Here is a 17129-nt window from a genome sequence, read left to right as displayed (position 1 = left end):
CGTGGTGACGGTGATGAACCCTCAGGAGGGCGGCGGCTTCGCGGTGTACGAGGAGGCGCGGGCCCTGCTGGACTGGGGCTTCGCCGCGTCCGGCCGGGTCGACCCGGTGGGCTCGCTGGACGCCCTGGCTCCGCGCCGGCCCCACCCGGCCGCGTCCGTGCCGCCCCTGGCGGCGCCGACGTCGTCCCCCGTGGACACCGGGTCCGACTGGCCCGACGCCGGCGTCATCGCGGGCGCCGCCGGCCTCGGCACGACGGCCGTGGCGTTCGCGCTGCGCGCGAGGGGCAGGCGGAAGGCGAGCGGCTGACCGGCCGGCAGGCCGAGCAGCAGACCGAGCGTGATCCACGTGTAGGTGTTGCTGCCCAGGAACCCGTCGAGGCCCGAGGCGTCGTCGTACCAGAGCCACACCACGCTGGTGCACATCACGGCGTACAGAGCGCCTGCCAGACGCCGCTGCCCGGCGCGGACCAGCACGGCGAAGGACGGCAGCAGCCACACCAGGTGGTGCACCCAGGTGATCGGGCTGACCAGGCAGGCGGTGAGGCCGGTGAGGGCGAAGGCGGCCGGCCAGTCACCGGCCGCGACCGCCCGGCGCGCCCGCCAGGCCCACACGCACAGCACTAGCAGTACGGCCGTCGCCCACACCGGGCGGCCCGGCTCACCGAGCCGGGCCAGTACGCCCTGGAGGGACTGGTTGGAGACGTAGTCCAGCCGGCCGACCCTGCCGGTGTCCCAGAGCGCCTCGGTCCAGTAGAAGCGGGAAGCGCCCGGATCCGCCCAGGCCGCGAGCGCGCTCGCCCCGGCGGCGACCACCGTCGCCAGCGCGGCGGCCCGCCACCGGCGGGCGAGCAGCAGCAGGCCGATGAAGAGGGCGGGGGTGAGCTTGATCGCGGCGGCCAGTCCGACACCGGCGCCCGCCCAGCGGCCCCGCCCGTTCGCCAGCAGCCATCCGTCGCCGAGCACGAGGGCCAGCAGCAGGAGGTTGACCTGGCCGAAGCCGAAAGTGTCGCGCAGCGGTTCGAACAGCGCCAGCAGACAGACGGTCAGGGACCAGTGGTACCAGCCGTGCCGTCGCCGGCCGGGCCCGGCCAGGATGCGCAGCACGACCGCCAGCGCGGCCAGGTTCAGCAGCACGGACGTGGCGACCGCTGCGGGCAGGCTCATCAGCGCCATCGGCAGCATGACCAGGGCGGCGAACGGGGGATAGGTGAACCCGTACGGCGTGCCCGGCATGCGGTAGTCGTAGATCCGGCCGCCGTGGTGGATCCAGCCGTCCACGGTGCCGTAGTAGACGCGCAGGTCGAACCAGCCGCGCAGCAGCGGCACGGTCGCGGTGAAGACGGTGACCGCGGCGGCGAGCGCCAGGACGAGCAGCAACCGCCCCCGGTCGGTGTCCGGCCCCCTCACGCCGCACGCCCCAGGACCGGTGTCCGGACGGCCTGGTGGGCCTGATGGGCCTGCGCCAGGACGACCACCGCGAGAACGCCACCGGAGACCGCCAGCACCAGTTGCCCGGTGTCCGCCGGGCCGCCGCCCGGCAGGACCGCCAGCGCGAGCACGCCCGTGACGGCCGCCACCCGCCGCCGTACCGAGGTGCTGGGCGCGGCCGCCGCGATCAGGAACAGGCCCCACAGGGCGTACCAGGGGCGGATCGCCGGACCGAAGGCGGCCACCACCGCGAGGCTCAGGCCCAGCGCGTACACCGGGGTGGGCCGCAGCCGCAGCCAGATGAGCAGGACGGCGGCGGCGGTGGCCGCGAGGCCGAGCACGTGCCACGCAGGGACGGCCAGCGGGGCCAGGTCGCTGCCGAGGCGCGCGAGCAGTGCGCCGCTGGCACGGCCGAGCAGACTGGTGAGCGCCCAGTTCTGCGGGGAGACGGGCGTGTCCAGGGCGGCGATCCAGCCGTACCCGGTTCCCGCGACGGCGGTCGCGACGGCAGTGGTCGCACCGGCCGCGAGCGAAGTCGTGAGGACGGCCCGCAGTGGCGTGCACCCGCCGCGCACCAGTACGACGACGACCGCCAGCAGGCCGAGCGCGGCGGGCGCCTTGACCAGGGCGGCGAGGGTGACGAGGACGGCGCCCAGGACGGGCCACCGCCCTGGGGGGCGGCGCAGCGCCGCCACCAGGCCCAGTCCGAGCAGGCCGAGCATGATGGCGTCGTTGTGGGCCCCGGCCACCAGGTGCAGCAGGACCAGCGGGTTCAGGGCGCCCAGCCACAGGGCGGCGGCCGGGTCGGCGCCGCTGTGCCGGGCGAGGCGGGGCAGCGCGGCAGCCATCAGCGCCACCCCGGTCAGCGCCACAAGCCGCATCCCGATCAGCCCGGCGGGCAGCTCGCCCCGGGTCAGCCCGGTCAGGGCGGAGGCCACTGCCATGAAGGCCGGGCCGTAGGGGGCCGCCGTGTTCCGCCACACCGGGGCGACCTCGTCGGCGAGCGGACCGCCGAGGCGGCCCGGGCCGTGCGCGTACACGTCGATGTGGGCGTCGACCATGGCCCCCTGCGCGAGATAGCTGTACACGTCCCGGCTGAACAGCGGCGGCGCCAGCAGCAGCGGGGCCGCCCACACGGCGAGGACCAGCAGCAGGGCGCGCGGGGTGGGCGGACGGTCGCCGCGCACCAGGCGGCCCAGCAGCAGCCAGGCCGCGATCAGCAGGACGACACCGAAGTACACGCCGACCAGGCCGAGGGCGGCGCGGGCGGAGGCGGGGGCGAGGAGGTCCCGGACGGGCAGGGCACCGGCCGTCTCACCGCCCAGCGCCAGGCAGGCGGTACCCGCCAGGCCCAGTGTCCGGCAGCGGCGGAGATCGACGGGAGAAACCATGGCCAACACCGGGGCAGAATCGCAACGCCGGGTGGCCGGAAAACGACGCCTCTCCTTCCGGTGGGCGGCCTGCTCGTGACCGCGGTGTGATGGCTTCCCGGGCCCTGTACGGGATCAGAACACCGAGAGTCCGGTGAGGGTCGTGAACCTGTCGAGGGCGGCCAGACCCGCCACCGAGTTGCCGCGCTCGTCGAGTCCCGGGCTCCACACGCACAGGGTGCAGCGGCCCGGCACCACCGCGATGATCCCGCCGCCGACCCCGCTCTTGCCGGGCAGTCCGACACGGTAGGCGAACTCCCCGGCCGCGTCGTACGTCCCGCAGGTCAGCATCACCGCGTTGACCTGCTTGGCCTGGCTGCGGGTGAGCAGGCGAGTGCCGTCGGCGCGGATCCCGTGCCGGGCCAGGAAGGTCGTGGCGAGCGCCAGGTCGGCGCAGGAGGCGGCGACGGAGCACTGCCGGAAGTACTGGTCGAGCAGGACCGGTACCGGGTTGTCGATGTTGCGGTAGGACGCCATGAAGTGGGCGAGGGCGGCGTTGCGGTCGCCGTGCGCGGTCTCGGAGGCGGCGACCTCCTTGTCGAAGTCGAGGGCCGCGTTGCCGCTCTCGGCGCGCAGGAAGGCCAGCAGTTCTCCGGCCGCGTCGCCGGTACGGGTCTGCAGTCGGTCGGTGACGACGAGCGCGCCCGCGTTGATGAAGGGATTGCGCGGAATGCCGTTCTCGTACTCCAGCTGGACCAGGGAGTTGAACGGGTTGCCGGAGGGCTCCCGGCCCACGTGCTCCCAGAGTTCGTCGCCCTCGCGGGCCAGGTCGAGGGCGAGTGTGAAGACCTTGGTGATGGACTGCGCCGAGAACGGCTGCCGCCAGTCCCCCACTCCGTAGACCGTGCCGTCGAGCTCGGCGACGGCCATGCCGAAGCTGCGGGGGTCGCAGGCCGCGAGCGCCGGGATGTAGTCGGCGGGACGCCCGCGGCCGGGCGTCCGTGCCATCTCCTGGGCGATGCGCTCCAGGACCGGCAGGAAAGCGGGGGACGACGTCGTTGTCATGATCACCATTGTGCTCCGGCCGGTCCGGGTATGTGAACGTGCCTGCGTCGGCGCAGGTCAGGCGAGGGGCGCCCCGCTGCCGGCGAGGACCTCCGGGCGCAGCAGCCCGGCGAGCGTCTCGGCGGGCAACAGGCCCTTCTCCAGGACCAGTTCGGCCACGCCGCGGCCGGTGGCGAGGGCCTCCTTGGCGATGTCGGTGGCGGCCGTATAGCCGATGTGCGGGTTGAGGGCGGTGACCAGGCCGATGGAGTTCTCGACGGTGGCGCGCAGGGCTTCGGTGTTGGCGGTGATGCCGCTCACGCACCGCTCGGCGAGGGTGACGCAGGCGCTCTGCAGATGGGTGATGCTCTCCGACAGGGAGTGCAGGATGATCGGCTCGAAGGCGTTGAGCTGGAGCTGCCCGGCCTCGGCGGCCATGGTGATGGCGACGTCGTTGCCGATCACCTCGAACGCGACCTGGTTGACGACCTCGGGGATCACCGGGTTGACCTTGCCCGGCATGATGGACGAACCGGCCTGCACCGGCGGCAGGTTGATCTCGCCCAGGCCCGCACGCGGTCCGGAGGACAGCAGCCGCAGGTCGTTGCAGCTCTTGCTCAGCTTGACCGCGATCCGCTTGAGCACGCCGGACATCTGGACGAACGCGCCGCAGTCCTGGGTGGCCTCGACCAGGTTGGCGGCGGTGACCAGGTGCAGGCCGGTGATCGCGGAGAGGTGGCGGCGGGCGGACTCGGCGTACCCCGTGGGGGCGTTGAGGCCGGTGCCGATCGCGGTCGCGCCCAGGTTGATCTCGTGGATCAGCTCGACGGCCTCCGCGAGCCTGCTGCGGTCCTCGTCCAGCATCACCGCGTACGCCGAGAACTCCTGCCCGAGCGTCATGGGAACGGCGTCCTGCAGCTGGGTACGGCCCATCTTCAGCACGTCCCGGAACTCCACCGCCTTGCCCGCGAAGGAATCCTGCAGGACGGCCATCGCCTTGAGCAGCCCGCGCACCGCGAAGACCGTGGCGATCTTGACCGCGGTCGGGTACACGTCGTTGGTCGACTGACCGCGGTTGACGTCCTCGTTGGGGTGCAGGTACTGGTACTGGCCCTTTTCGTGCCCGAGCAGTTCCAGCGCCCGGTTCGCCACGACCTCGTTGGCGTTCATGTTGGTGGACGTGCCCGCGCCGCCCTGGATGACGTCCACCACGAACTGGTCGTGCAGCTTGCCGTCGCGGATCTCGCGGCAGGCGGCGACGATGGCGGCCGCCTTCTCCGGCTCCAGCAGCCCCAGTTCCTCGTTGGCCAGTGCGGCGGCCTCCTTCACGGCGGCCAGGGCGTCGACCAGGTGCGGGTAGGTGGAGATCGGAGTGCCGGTGATGGGGAAGTTCTCCGTGGCGCGCAGGGTGTGGACACCCCAGTACGCGTCGGCGGGGACGTCACGGTCGCCGAGCAGGTCGTGTTCGATGCGGGTGGCGGCGGCAGTCATGCGGTGCGGGCCTCTTTCGGAGGTTCGGAGGTGATGATGGGGCTGGGTGGGGTGGGGTGAGTGCGGACGGGCTGTGCGGGCGGGGCTTCGAGAGTGCTGACTCCGGTGAGGGAAACGGAAGGTGGACCGGCCCGGACGCCTCACCCACGACGGACGGCAGCGGGTCGGCTCCGCCGACGGATCCCGGCTGCGGGCCGGTGGGCCGGACAGGCCCCCGCGGGGCCACGCCCCCGACGTGACGGACGGGCACGTCTGCCGGACGGCGGCGGCACGACGGACACCGGCTCGGCCCCGGGCCCGGACCGGCGGCACGGCCCGGCAAGAGCCCGCGACCAGGACGCCATGAAACGGCCATCGGTACGACTCGTCGCGGCCGCACCGGACGGGACCCGGACCGCTCTGTGCGACGGACCCGCGTGCCTGCCGACCGCCGGGCAGCCGCACGTACGGACACCGGCTCGACCGGGGTCCGCGGCATGACGCTGTGGAACGGCAGTCGGCGGCCCTGCCCGGCACGCCATGCACACGACTCGACGCCGTGCGACGCGGTGCCGGGTGGAAGCCGGCCCCGCCCCTGCCGAACCGCCGCGGCAGCGCCCGCACATGCCCGCCGGCGGCGGCATGGCAACCGCCACCGGCGCCACACCCGCCTCCGAGCGGCAGCCCGGGCACCGCCCGGCGACGGCACCCGACCGACACGGCCGGCACCGCACCGCGACGGCACCCGGCCGGCGCATCCGGCGCCGCACGGCGATCGGGCCCGGTCGGCGCCATGAACACCGCCCAACGCGCCGACCACCCCCGCGTCGCGGACACCCGCACCGCAGTCACCGCCGAAACCGAGCGTCGCGGCTACGCGCAGGCGGACAGCAGTGCGACCGGGTCCAGCGCGCGGACCGGCTGTACGCAGCCCACGGGCTCCCCGCCGCCGAGCAACGGCTCACCCGCGAACTCGGTGAGCAGGGCGGGGTCCACACCGGCGCGGACCAGGGCGGCGGCGGTGACCGGGACACGGGCCCGGTTGGCGCCGTCGGAGATCTTGACGGCGACGGCCCGGCCGTCCGGGAGGGCGGCGACCTCGACGCCCTCGAAGCCGTCCTTGGCCAGCAGTCCGGGGACGGCCCGCATCAGGGCGGCGACGTCGCGGCCGGAGCCCGAGGCCATCTCGGCGTGCTCGCGCATGGCGTCGGCGACCTGGCCCTCGGCCGTGCTGGGCGCCGCGGTGGTGATGCGGGCGGCGGCGCGGGCGAGGCCGTTCAGGGAGACGGAGAACAGCGGGGCGCCGCAGCCGTCGACGGTCACCCGGGCGATGCGCTGGCCCGTCAGGTCCTCGACGGTCTGAGCGATCGCCTGCTGGAGGGGGTGCGCCGGGTCCAGGTAGTCGTCCAGGGACCAGCCGTTGAGCTTGGCGGTCCACAGCATCGCCGCGTGCTTGCCGGAGCAGTTCTGGGCGAGCCGGGAGGGCAGGCGGCCCTCCCGGACCCAGACGTCCCGTACGACGGGGTCGAACGGCAGGTCGGGGACGTTGCGCAGGTCGTCCTCGGCCAGCCCGGCGAGCTCGAGGATCTGCCGGGTCCCGGCGAGGTGGTACTCCTCTCCGGAGTGGCTGGCCGCGGCGAGCGAGAGCAGGGCGCCGTCGAGCGGCAGCCCGAGCCGCACCATGGCCACGGCCTGGACGGGCTTGAGCGCCGAGCGGGGGTAGAAGGCGGCCTCGACGTCACCGAGTTGGAAGCGGATCTCCCCGCCGGTGCCGAGGACGACGACGGAGCCGTAGTGGACGCCCTCGACGATCCCGCCACGTATGAGGTGGGCCACGGGAGCGTGGAGCGGCTCGCGGGCGATGGGTGCTGCCAGGGGTGAGCTGCTGTACATCATTGCCTGAATCACTGGTCGGTGGTGTGGTGGACCGGCGCCCGGTTCACGCGTCGGCCCCCGTGGACTGGCGCGCCGTTCGGCCGCGGACGGCGTACCAGCCCGCGACCAGCGCTGCGACGATCAGCGGCAGGCACAGCACGGTGGTGCGTCCGGCGCCGCCGTCGGCGTACATCAGGACCAGGACGGAGGCGAGGAACGCCAGCGTCACGAGTTCGGTCCAGGGGGAACCCGGCAGCCGGTAACCAGGCCGGGTCAGTTCGCCCTTCTGGGTCTTCCGCCAGAAGAACAGGTGGCAGACCATGATCATGCCCCAGGTGGCAAGGATACCGATCGCCGCGAAGTTGAGCACGATCTCGAAGGCGTCGGCGGGGACGACGTAGTTGAGGCCGACGCCCAGCACACAGATACCGCTGGTCAACAGGATCCCGCCGTACGGCACCTGGCTGCGGCTCATCCGCGCGGTGAACTTCGGGGCCGAGCCGCTGACCGCCATCGAGCGCAGGATGCGGCCGGTGGAGTACAGGCCGGAGTTGAGCGAGGACATCGCCGCGGTGAGGACCACCAGGTTCATCACGCCGCCGGCCGCCGGGACGCCGATGTTGGAGAGCACGGTGACGAAGGGGCTCTCACCGGCCGAGTACTTGTTCCAGGGCAGCAGCATCGACAGCAGGACGACCGAGCCGACGTAGAACACGCCCACCCGCCACATGATCGAGTTGATCGCCTTCGGCATGATCTTCTCGGGGTTCTCGGTCTCGCCGGCCGCGACGCCCACCAACTCGACGGAGGCGTAGGCGAAGACGACACCCTGGATGATCAGCAGCATCGGCATCAGGCCGTGGGGGAAGACACCGCCGTGACCGGTGATCAGGGACGGGCCGGGGTGGTGGCCGTCGACCGGGTGCTGGGTGACCAACAGGAAGATGCCGATGCACATGAAGACCACGAGTGCCCCGACCTTGACGATCGCGAACCAGAATTCCAGTTCGCCGAACATCTTCACGGATATCAGGTTCACGGTCAGCACCACGGCCAGCGCGATCAGCGCGATCACCCACTGCGGGATGTCGGAGAACATGCCCCAGTAGTGGGTGTAGGTGGCCACCGCGGTGATGTCGGCGATGCCGGTGGTCGCCCAGTTGAGGAAGTACATCCAGCCCGCGGTGTACGCGCCCCTCTCCCCGAGGAACTCCCGGGCGTACGACACGAAGGCGCCGGAGGACGGCCGGTGCAGCACGAGTTCGCCGAGGGCGCGCACGACGAGAAAGGCGAAGACGCCGCAGACCGCGTAGGCGATGAACAGGGAGGGCCCGGCGTCGGCCAGCCGGCCGCCTGCGCCGAGGAAGAGCCCGGTGCCGATGGCACCGCCGATGGCGATCATGTTCACGTGCCGGGACTTCAGGGACTTGCTGTAGCCCGAGTCGCCGGCGTCGACGTGACGGGACGATGGGCGCGTCTCTTCTTTGAGGTGCTCGCTCACGCCTCGGGTCCGCCTTCCGTGGGGATGTCCGTGCGCGCGGAGCGCACGATGTCGGTGAGGGTCGTCTCGACGCGGTCGAGGTGGTGGGACATGGCCTCCACCGCGTCGTGCTCGCTGCCGTCGGCCAGCGCCTCGACGATCGCCCGGTGTTCGCGGTTGGACTGCTCCCGGCGGCCGCCCAGTTCGTTGAGGAAAGCCGACTGACGCGCCAGTGCGTCGCGGATCTCCTCGATGACCCGGCGGAAGACCGGGTTCTGGGCGGCCTCGGCCACGGCGAGGTGGAAGAGGGTGTCCATCGCGACCCAGGCGGTGGTGTCCGTCTCCCGCTCCATGCGGTCCAGCAGATGGGCGAGGTGGTCGAGGTTCTCCGGGGTGCGGCGCAGGGCCGCGTACCCGGCGACCGGGATCTCGATGTGCCGGCGTACCTCGAGCAGGTCACTGGCCGCGTAGTCGCCGAAGGTGGGGTCCTCGACGGCGTTCGCCACGACGAAGGTGCCTTTGCCCGTCTTGGAGACGGTCAGGCCCATCGTCTGCAGGGCCCGCAGGGCCTCCCGGAGCACGGGCCGGGAGACCTCGAGCGTGCGGCAGAGCTCCGCCTCGGACGGGAGCTTCTCCCCGATGGCGTACTGACCGCGCTCGATGGCGCCGCGGAGGTGGGCGAGTACCGCTTCCATCGCACTGACGCGCCGCGGCCCCGGACCACCTGTCTGGCTGTCTGACAGGTTCACGGGCTCGATCTTGGGGGTTACGGAACGACGCTGTCAAGACACCTGGAAAGGAAACATTCACGGGGTGTGATGCATGAATCTCTGCATCACACCCCGTGGAGATCACGGACGGCCGGCGACCGGACGCCGGTCAGCTGTCGAGCACCCCGCTGCCCAGCAGACCGAAGAGCGCGAGGCCGACGACGATCCGGTACAGCACGAAGGCGTTGAAGGAGTGCTTGGCGACGAACTTCAGCAGCCAGGCGATGGAAGCGTAGGCGACCACGAAGGAGACGACGGTGCCGACGGCCAGCGGGGCGGCGCCCACGCCCGCGCCCAGGGCGTCCTTCAACTCGTACAGGCCGGCGCCGGTCAGGGCGGGGATGCCGAGGAAGAAGGACAGACGGGTGGCGGCGACGCGGTCCAGGTCGAGGATGAGCGCGGTGGACATGGTGGCGCCGGAGCGGGAGAAGCCGGGGAAGAGCAGGGCGAGGATCTGGGAGCAGCCGACCAGCATCGCGTCCTTGAACGAGGTGTCGTCCTCGCCGCGCTTGTGCCGCCCCATCTGGTCCGCCGCCCACATCACACCGGACCCGACGATCAGCGAGCCCGCGACCACCCACAGTGAGGCGAGGGGGCCCTCGATCAGCTTCTTGGCGGCCAGGCCCACCGCGACGATCGGAATGGTCGCGTAGATCACCCACCAGGCGAACTTGTAGTCGTGGTGGTATCGCTCCTGCTTGTTGCGGATGCCACGGCCCCAGGCCGAGACGATCCGCACGATGTCCTTGAAGAAGTACACGAGCACGGCCGCGATCGCGCCGACCTGGATGACGGCGGAGAAGCCGACGACGGACTTGTCGTCGACGGGGATGTGCATGAGCCCCTCAGTGATCTTGAGGTGGCCGGTCGAGGACACGGGGAGGAATTCGGTCACCCCCTCGACGACACCGAGGACGGCGGCTTGACCGACGGAGATGGCGCTCATGGGATCCAGTTCTACTGAGGAGTTGGTCGACAGTGCTGTAGACAGTCTTACTATGCCCGGGTGTGAGTCCCGTGCCTACGCCCATACCGCCTGGGCGAGTGACACGCCGGCGAAGGCCGCACCGAGGCCCACCGCCACACTCGCGACGGCGTTGGCGGCAGCGTAGAGCCCCGCACCGGTCTCGGTCAGCCTCAGGGTCTCGTACGAGAAGGTCGAGTACGTGGTCAGCGCTCCGCACAGGCCGGTGCCGAGCAGCAGCCGCAGGTGCGCGTCGGCGGCGGACGCCCCGGTCAGCAGGCCGAGGATCAGGCAGCCGGTGACGTTCACCACGAACGTGCCCCAGGGGAAGAGCGAGTCGTGCCGGGACTGCACCGCGCGGTCGGTCAGATAGCGCAGCGGAGCACCGACCATGGCACCGAGGGCGACCAGCAGCCAGTTCACAACGACTTCTTACCCTTCCCGTCCGTGCCGCCCGAGCCGCCGCCGCGGCTCATGTACCTGATGACCTCGCATTCGTCGAGGATCACCAGGCCTTCGGTGACCATTTCCTCGAGCTGGGGCAGGAAGGCCCGTACCCGCTCCTCGGTGTCGACGATGACCACCGCGACGGGCACCTCCTCGCTCAGGGACAGCAGCCGTGAGGTGTGGATCAGGGAGGAGGCGCCGAAGCCCTCGATGCCCCGGAAGACGCTGGCGCCCGCCAAACCGGCCGCATGGGCCCGGTGGACGATCTCGCTGTACAGGGGCTTGTGGTGCCAGGTGTCGTTCTCACGGATGAAGGCGGTGACGCGCAGCGCGCCGCCGGTCAGCCTGGTCATGGCTGCCTCCGCAGCAGGACACGGCGGGCCGCCGCCGCGGCGGCCCACACCGCCGTCAGGGCCGCGATCAGGGTCGCGGCGAGATAGGCGAGCGCCGTACCGGGGTGACCGTCGTCGAGGAGCTTCTGGATGTCGACGGCGTAGGTGGAGAAGGTGGTGTATCCGCCGAGCACACCCGTGCCGAAGAAGGGGCGGACGAGGCGGTGGGCGGCCCAGACGTCAGTGATGACCACCATGAACACGCCGATCACGGCGCAGCCGGTGACGTTGGTCCAGAAGGTCGCCCAGGGGAAGCCTCCGGCGGGGGTGGGCAGGCCCAGGGACAGCGCGTAGCGGGCCGTCGCGCCGATGGCGCCGCCCAGGGCGACCACGGCGACCACGGGTCCCTGCGCACGCCAGACCGACGGCCACGCGGGGCCGGACCGGGCACCGAAGCTCTCGGCTCGCGGGGCTGTCATGGTCGTGCGTCTCCTGATTCGGCCCCGTCGTCTCGATCACTGCCGGGCACCAGAGTACCGCCGGACGCCCGCACCGGTCACTTCGCGAGGGGCGTCTCGCAGACCGCGATCCCGCGCTCCCAGAGGCTGCCCAGGACCAGGTGACCGCCGGTCTCGCAGACGCTGGTGACCATGCGGAAGCCGGACCGGCGGCGGGTGAGGTGGTGCACGGTGGTGCCGTCGTCGTCGACGGCCAGGACGCCGGCGTAGCCCGTCGGGCGGAAGGACGCGTGCGCGGCCGCGCGGGCGGCGGCGCGGCGCACTGCGTGCGGGGTGCGGTGCAGCAGGTCCAGCGGGGGGACGGGCGGTGCGGCCAGGGCCACCCAGAGCGGGCCGGACCTCCCGGCGCGCCAGATGTTGTCGGGCATGCCCGGGAGGCCGTCGGCGAGGGGCTCGGCGGTGCCCGCCCGCGGGCCGGTGAGCCGGTAGCGGGTCAGCCGGCGGGCACCGGTCTCGGCCACCACCAGGCAGGACTCGTCCGCGCTCGGGGCGAGGCCGTTGGCGAACTGCAGCCCTTCCAGCAGCACCTCGGGGTTGCCACCGCCGGGCGGGAGGCGCAGCAGGCGCCCCGTGCCGCTGTGTTCGACGAGGTCGGCCATCCAGTGGCGCAGGGGGTGACGGCGGCTGAAGACGGTGAAGCACAGGCTGCCGTCGGACAGGGCCACCACGTTGCTGCAGCCCCGCAGCGGCTCCCCCGACACCGAGTCGGCGAGTACGTCCACGGAGCCGGCGGCACGGCCGCCGAGGCCGACGCGCAGCAGACCGCGTTCGGCGTCGCAGACGACCAGGTCGCCGTCCGGGAGGAGTTCCAGGCCCAGGGGCCGGCCGCCGGTCTCGGCGAGCACCTCGACACGCGCCGTGCCGGGGTCGGCGAGGCCGTCGAGGCGCAGGATGCGGCCGTCCTCGACACCGGTCAGGACACGGCCCCGGTCGTCGGCCACCACGTCCTCGGGTCCCCGCCCGCCGATCGACACGTAGTGGCGGGGTACGAGTTCCCTGGGACGGCCCATGTGCGCCCTGCCCTTCGTGATGGGGTGCCGCGGCCGGGGAGGCCAATGTCGCAGGTGCCCCTACCAGCCCTTCTCGAACATCCGGGCCACCTCGGCGATCCGGACCTCGTCCCGCCGATAGTAGGTGCGGCGCCGGATCCGCTTGGCCCGCAGCAGACCGATCCGGGTCAGCAGGCCGAGGTGGGTGTCGGCGGCCCGGCGGGAGACGCCGAGCTTGGCGGCGATGGCGCGTGCGGTGACACCGTCCTCGACGGGGTCGGCGTGGCGCTCACGTGGGAAGTGCGTGGCGGGGTCCTTGAGCCACTCAAGGATGTCCAGGCGCCGATCGCCCGCGGGAGTCCTCAGCATCGCGTCGCCTCCGTCCGCGCCTCCTCATGTTCCGTCTTCCCACTGTCCCGCGGCCTTTACCGTCACGTACGGGACTCGCCGGCCCTTGTCCGGTACCGAACGGCCTTTCCCCACAGGGGAGTTCTGCTTCCGGCCCAGGCAAGACGCCGAAGGGCCCAGCCGCCCCCACACGGCCGGGCCCCGTCGCGGCGGTTCAGCGGTGGCTGAACCACGACATGGACGACAGCGCCTTGTCGTCGTAGCCGAACAGCGCCTGGTTCTCCCAGCCGTTGCCGGAGCCGGCGTCGGCCGGGTCCCAGCCGTTGCCGGTGACCGCGGTCCAGGTGGCCTCCCAGTAGAAGACGCCGAGGCCGCGGCCGTTCGGGACGGCCTCCACGATGCTCGCCACGTCGTTCATCCACCGGGTCTGACCGGCCACCGTCGCCGGGTAGCCGGTGACGAGCTCGCCCGTGGTGTCGATCTGGTTGGTGAGCGAGTCGTCGCTGTCCAGCCGGAAGGGGTAGGCCGTCTCGGCGATGAACACCGGCTTGCCGTAGCGGGCGGCGGCGTCGTCGAGGGTGGTCTGCGCGGCGGCGAGCGAGCCGTGCCAGTAGCCGTAGTAGGACAGGCCGATCACGTCGTAGTCGATGCCGTACGTCCTGGCGTTGTCGAACCACCAGCGGACGGTGGCGTCGTCACCGGCGTTGGCCAGGTGCAGCGCGACCCGGGTGCCGGAGGAGACCGCCTTGGTGGCGCTGTAGCCGGAGTTGATCAGACCGGCGAGCTGCGGCCAGTTGTCCGTGGAACCCTCGGACCACAGCATGCCGCCGTTGATCTCGTTGCCGATCTGCACCATGTCGGCGGTGGTGCCCTGCGCCTTCAGCGCGTTCAGGACGTCGTACGTGTGGTGGTAGACGTCGGTCTTCAACTGGCTGTAGGAGTGCGAGGCCCAGGCGGCGGGCTTGGTCTGCTTGCCCGGGTCGGCCCAGGTGTCCGAGTAGTGGAAGTCGACCAGCAGCTTCATGCCGGCCGCCTTGATGCGTCTGGCCATGGCCAGCACGCGCGTCTTGTCGTTGTAGCCGTCGGCCGGATCGACCCAGACCTTCAGACGGGCGTAGTTCATGCCGGCGTTCTTCAGGATGGTGACCGCGTCGCCGGTGCTGCCGGAGCTGTTCTTGTACACCCCGCCCTTGGCCTCGCTCTTGGCGAGGGAGGAGATGTCGGCGCCCTTGACGGTCAGACCTGTCCTGCCCGGGGCGAAGCTTAGGTCGTCGACGTTGATCCAGTTGCCCGCGTTGGCGTCCGAGTTGATGCTGATCGTGCACTGGTTGTTCGTCACGGCGATCGAGGTGACGATGCGGACCCAGCTGTTGGTGGACACCGGCAGGTCGGTGCGCTGGGTAGCACTCCCGCAGTTCTTCAGCGCCAGGTAGGCGGAGTTCTGCCCACCGCTGGAGCGCACCCAGGCGGTGAGGGTGTAGGTGCCGTTGGCCAGCCCGGACAGGTACTGGTACGTCTCCACCTTGTAGGCGGACGACGAGTAGTGACTCAGCCGGTAACTGCCGCCGTGGCCACCGGACTCGGTGTACGAGGCGCCGGTGTCGCCGTACTCCGACCAGCCGCGGGGCGTGGCCGCGCCCGTGCCGTCGGACTCGAATCCGCCGTTGGTGAGCGTGCTCGCCGCCTGGGCGGTCTGGGCGGGCAGGGCGGTGAGGGCGAGCCCCGCCGCGAGCGGCAGCAGCAGGGCTCTCAGGGTGCGTCTGGGATGGAACATCGTCGTCCGTCGTCCCTTCGACGTGGTGGGTTGGGGATGTCCTCCCCGGGGGGTGGGAGGAGAGCCCCTCCGCCCACGGCTCGTACGGCTCACGCGGGCGGAGGGGAGCCGGTGGGGCCCCAGGGGATCGCCGGGTCTTCCTCAGCCGTCGAGCCGTACGACCCGGACGGCTCCCGCGGGGACCACCAGGCGGCCCGCGGCACGTTCGCCGGTCAGCAGTTCGGTGCCGGGTGTCTCCAGGGGCACCTTGGCGTCGGTGGCCGTGTGGTTGATCGCGAAGAGGAAGGCGGGGCTGCCCGGCTCGCCAGCGCGGCGCACGACCTCCACGTCCCGGGGCAGGTCGACGCGCGGTGCGATCCGGGCGTCCGCGGCGGCCCGAGCGAGCACCTCGTCCAGGCCGTGCGTGTCGAGGCGGGTGGAGACGTACCAGGCGGTGCCCTCGCCGAGCCGGTGCCGGGTGACGGCGGGGCGGCCGGCGGTGAGGCCGTCGGCGTACGTCCAGACGGTCTCGGCGCCGCGCGGCACCACGAACTCCGTCCACACGTCGGCGGTGAGCTCCGAGCCCTCGGGGCCGGTGACGCGCACCCGCTGGTTCTCCAGCAGGGGTGAGAACTCCTCCACGGTCAGTCCGAGGACGTCGCGCAGCGGACCCGGGTAGGGGCCGTCGTGCACGGCGTCGTGCTCGTCGACGATGCCGGAGAAGTACGACACCACGAGCGTGCCGCCGTTCGCCACGTACTCCTCGAGGTTGTTCCCGGCGGCCTCGGTCATCAGGTATAGCGCCGGTACGACGACAAGGGGATATCTCGACAAGTCGGCTTCGGGGTGGGCGAAGTCGACGGTGAGGTGACGGTCGTACAGGGCCTCGTAGAAGGAGTCGGCGCGCTCCCGGGCGTCGTGGTCCTCGCTGGGGCGCCACTGGAGGTTCTGTGCCCACCAGGAGTGCCAGTCCCAGAGGACCGCCACGTCCGCCTGGGTGCGGGTGCCGCGGATCCGGCTCAGCGAGTCGATGCTCGCGCCGAGTTCGACGACCTCGCGCCACACGCGGGTCTCGGTGCCGCCGTGCGGCAGCATCGCCGAGTGGAACTTCTCGGCGCCGCGCCGGGACTGCCGCCACTGGAAGAACATGGCGCCGTCGGAGCCCCGTGCGACATGCACGAGGGAGTTGCGGGCCATCTGGCCGGGGGCCTTGGCGGGGTTGCGGGGCTGCCAGTTGACGCCCGAGGTGGAGTGCTCCAGGAGCAGCCAGGGTGCGCCGCCCGCGACCGAGCGGGTGATGTCGGCGGCCATCGCGAGGTTGACGTGGGTGCGGCGGCCGTCGGTGATCAGATAGTGGTCGTTGGTGACGAGGTCGACCTCGCGGCCCCACGCCCAGTAGTCCATGGAGTCGCACTGGCTGAGCGCGGTCATGAAGTTGGTGGTGACCGGGATCCCCGGTGAGAGACGGTGCAGGATGTCCCGCTCGGTGCGGAAGTTCTCCCGGACGGTGGCGTCGACGAAGCGTTTGTAGTCCAGCGCCTGGCCGGGGTTGCCGACCGTGGGGGTGGCGCGGGGCGGGTTGATCTGGTCGAGGCCGGTGTAGCGCTGACCCCAGAAGGCGGTGCCCCAGGCCTCGTTGACCGCCTCCACATCGCCGTAGGTGTCGGCGAGCCAGCGGCGGAAGTGGGCGGCGCAGGAGTCGCAGTAGCAGGCGGAGACGGGGACACCGTACTCGTTGTGGACGTGCCACATGGCGAGGGCCGGGTGGCCGCCGTAGCGCTCGGCCAACCGGGTCGTGATGTTCGCGGCGGCGGCGCGGTACTCGGCGTTGCTGTGGCAGATCGCGCCGCGCGAGCCGAACTCGTAGCGCACGCCCTCGGCGGTGACCGGCAGGGCCTCGGGGTGCGCCCGGTAGAACCAGGCGGGCGGCACCACGGTGGGCGTGCCCAGGTCGACGCGGATGCCGTTCTCGTGCAGCAGATCCAGGATCCGGTCCAGCCAGCCGAAGTCGTACTCGCCCGGTGAGGGCTCCAGCAGGGCCCAGGAGAAGATCCCGGCGCTCACCATCGTGACGCCGGCCTCCCGCATCAGCCGGACGTCCTCGAGCCAGACGCTCTCCGGCCACTGCTCGGGGTTGTAGTCCCCACCGAAGGCGAGCCCGGTGAGGCCGCTGGGGGTGGTCTCCGGCATGGATGTCTCCCGGGATGTCGATCATTTGGGAACGTGCACACACATCATCGGCGGTGCGAGGCCAACATAACCGCACAGCAACAACCATTGACAAGTGTCCGGGATGTTTCTCTACTGTGAACGCTCACAGAAGCAGACAGGGCCTCGCGAC

At 71.7% G+C, this 17129-nt stretch carries 14 protein-coding genes and 1 pseudogene; all 15 read right to left on the bottom strand.

Annotated elements, in window-relative coordinates; translation table 11 throughout:
* Window positions 1-21 precede the first annotated feature (21 nt).
* The gene (locus tag ACFYZQ_RS14140; protein ID WP_389146158.1) at window positions 22-1407 is read right to left on the bottom strand and encodes a glycosyltransferase family 87 protein; all 1386 of its coding nucleotides are present in this window, start codon (window positions 1405-1407) and stop codon (window positions 22-24) included.
* Window positions 1404-2906: pseudogene (mptB, locus tag ACFYZQ_RS14135) on the bottom strand (polyprenol phosphomannose-dependent alpha 1,6 mannosyltransferase MptB); the annotation flags it as partial. The gene ACFYZQ_RS14140 and the pseudogene mptB, both read right to left, overlap by 4 nt.
* Window positions 2907-2933: 27 nt before the next feature.
* Window positions 2934-3872 (bottom strand): glutaminase, encoded by a 939-nt coding sequence (locus ACFYZQ_RS14130; protein WP_389146156.1) that lies wholly within the window; start codon window positions 3870-3872, stop codon window positions 2934-2936.
* A gap of 48 nt (window positions 3873-3920) precedes the next feature.
* A complete protein-coding gene (gene aspA, locus ACFYZQ_RS14125) occupies window positions 3921-5333 on the bottom strand; it encodes an aspartate ammonia-lyase (protein ID WP_389146153.1) in 1413 nt (470 codons plus the stop codon).
* A gap of 852 nt (window positions 5334-6185) precedes the next feature.
* Complete coding sequence (locus ACFYZQ_RS14120; protein ID WP_389146262.1) at window positions 6186-7205, bottom strand: asparaginase; 1020 nt, start codon at window positions 7203-7205, stop codon at window positions 6186-6188.
* 46 nt (window positions 7206-7251) lie between these two features.
* Window positions 7252-8688 (bottom strand): amino acid permease, encoded by a 1437-nt coding sequence (locus ACFYZQ_RS14115; protein WP_389146150.1) that lies wholly within the window; start codon window positions 8686-8688, stop codon window positions 7252-7254.
* Window positions 8685-9362 carry a FadR/GntR family transcriptional regulator gene (locus tag ACFYZQ_RS14110; RefSeq protein WP_389146259.1) on the bottom strand — a complete coding sequence of 226 codons (678 nt, stop codon included), beginning with the start codon at window positions 9360-9362 and terminating at the stop codon, window positions 8685-8687. The genes ACFYZQ_RS14115 and ACFYZQ_RS14110 overlap by 4 nt, the downstream gene beginning before the upstream one ends.
* A gap of 184 nt (window positions 9363-9546) precedes the next feature.
* Window positions 9547-10383, bottom strand: a complete 837-nt coding sequence (locus ACFYZQ_RS14105) for an undecaprenyl-diphosphate phosphatase (protein ID WP_389146147.1) — start codon at window positions 10381-10383, stop codon at window positions 9547-9549.
* A 75-nt stretch (window positions 10384-10458) separates the two neighbouring features.
* Window positions 10459-10824: a fluoride efflux transporter CrcB gene (gene crcB / locus ACFYZQ_RS14100; protein ID WP_389146143.1), complete on the bottom strand. Its 366-nt coding sequence runs from the start codon at window positions 10822-10824 to the stop codon at window positions 10459-10461.
* Window positions 10821-11201 carry a DUF190 domain-containing protein gene (locus ACFYZQ_RS14095; protein WP_389146140.1) on the bottom strand — a complete coding sequence of 127 codons (381 nt, stop codon included), beginning with the start codon at window positions 11199-11201 and terminating at the stop codon, window positions 10821-10823. The genes crcB (ACFYZQ_RS14100) and ACFYZQ_RS14095 overlap by 4 nt, the downstream gene beginning before the upstream one ends.
* Complete coding sequence (gene crcB, locus ACFYZQ_RS14090; protein WP_389146137.1) at window positions 11198-11659, bottom strand: fluoride efflux transporter CrcB; 462 nt, start codon at window positions 11657-11659, stop codon at window positions 11198-11200. Before crcB (ACFYZQ_RS14090) ends, ACFYZQ_RS14095 begins: the two co-directional genes overlap by 4 nt.
* A 77-nt stretch (window positions 11660-11736) precedes the next feature.
* Complete coding sequence (locus ACFYZQ_RS14085; RefSeq protein ID WP_389146134.1) at window positions 11737-12708, bottom strand: SMP-30/gluconolactonase/LRE family protein; 972 nt, start codon at window positions 12706-12708, stop codon at window positions 11737-11739.
* A 60-nt stretch (window positions 12709-12768) separates the two neighbouring features.
* On the bottom strand, window positions 12769-13056 hold the full coding sequence (locus tag ACFYZQ_RS14080) for an ArsR family transcriptional regulator (RefSeq protein WP_389146131.1): 288 nt from the start codon (window positions 13054-13056) through the stop codon (window positions 12769-12771).
* A gap of 193 nt (window positions 13057-13249) precedes the next feature.
* Window positions 13250-14809, bottom strand: coding sequence for a glycosyl hydrolase 53 family protein (locus ACFYZQ_RS14075; RefSeq protein WP_389146129.1), 1560 nt, complete (start codon window positions 14807-14809; stop codon window positions 13250-13252).
* A gap of 141 nt (window positions 14810-14950) precedes the next feature.
* Window positions 14951-16978 carry a beta-galactosidase gene (locus ACFYZQ_RS14070; RefSeq protein ID WP_389146126.1) on the bottom strand — a complete coding sequence of 676 codons (2028 nt, stop codon included), beginning with the start codon at window positions 16976-16978 and terminating at the stop codon, window positions 14951-14953.
* Window positions 16979-17129: the final 151 nt, after the last annotated feature.

This window comes from Streptomyces sp. NPDC001843, assembly GCF_042891955.1.
Taxonomy (GTDB): domain Bacteria; phylum Actinomycetota; class Actinomycetes; order Streptomycetales; family Streptomycetaceae; genus Streptomyces.
The sequence above is the reverse complement of the archived record's forward strand: the minus strand, read 5'-3'. Positions and strand labels throughout refer to the sequence as shown.

Coding starts and splice junctions, on each gene's coding strand:
- ACFYZQ_RS14085 (WP_389146134.1), bottom strand. CDS start 12,708: ATGGGCCGTCCCAGGGAACTCGTACCCCGCCACTACGTGTCGATCGGC.
- ACFYZQ_RS14105 (WP_389146147.1), bottom strand. CDS start 10,383: ATGAGCGCCATCTCCGTCGGTCAAGCCGCCGTCCTCGGTGTCGTCGAG.
- ACFYZQ_RS14110 (WP_389146259.1), bottom strand. CDS start 9,362: ATGGAAGCGGTACTCGCCCACCTCCGCGGCGCCATCGAGCGCGGTCAG.
- ACFYZQ_RS14120 (WP_389146262.1), bottom strand. CDS start 7,205: ATGTACAGCAGCTCACCCCTGGCAGCACCCATCGCCCGCGAGCCGCTC.
- ACFYZQ_RS14095 (WP_389146140.1), bottom strand. CDS start 11,201: ATGACCAGGCTGACCGGCGGCGCGCTGCGCGTCACCGCCTTCATCCGT.
- aspA (WP_389146153.1), bottom strand. CDS start 5,333: ATGACTGCCGCCGCCACCCGCATCGAACACGACCTGCTCGGCGACCGT.
- ACFYZQ_RS14075 (WP_389146129.1), bottom strand. CDS start 14,809: ATGTTCCATCCCAGACGCACCCTGAGAGCCCTGCTGCTGCCGCTCGCG.
- ACFYZQ_RS14070 (WP_389146126.1), bottom strand. CDS start 16,978: ATGCCGGAGACCACCCCCAGCGGCCTCACCGGGCTCGCCTTCGGTGGG.
- crcB (WP_389146137.1), bottom strand. CDS start 11,659: ATGACAGCCCCGCGAGCCGAGAGCTTCGGTGCCCGGTCCGGCCCCGCG.
- ACFYZQ_RS14080 (WP_389146131.1), bottom strand. CDS start 13,056: ATGCTGAGGACTCCCGCGGGCGATCGGCGCCTGGACATCCTTGAGTGG.
- ACFYZQ_RS14130 (WP_389146156.1), bottom strand. CDS start 3,872: ATGGTGATCATGACAACGACGTCGTCCCCCGCTTTCCTGCCGGTCCTG.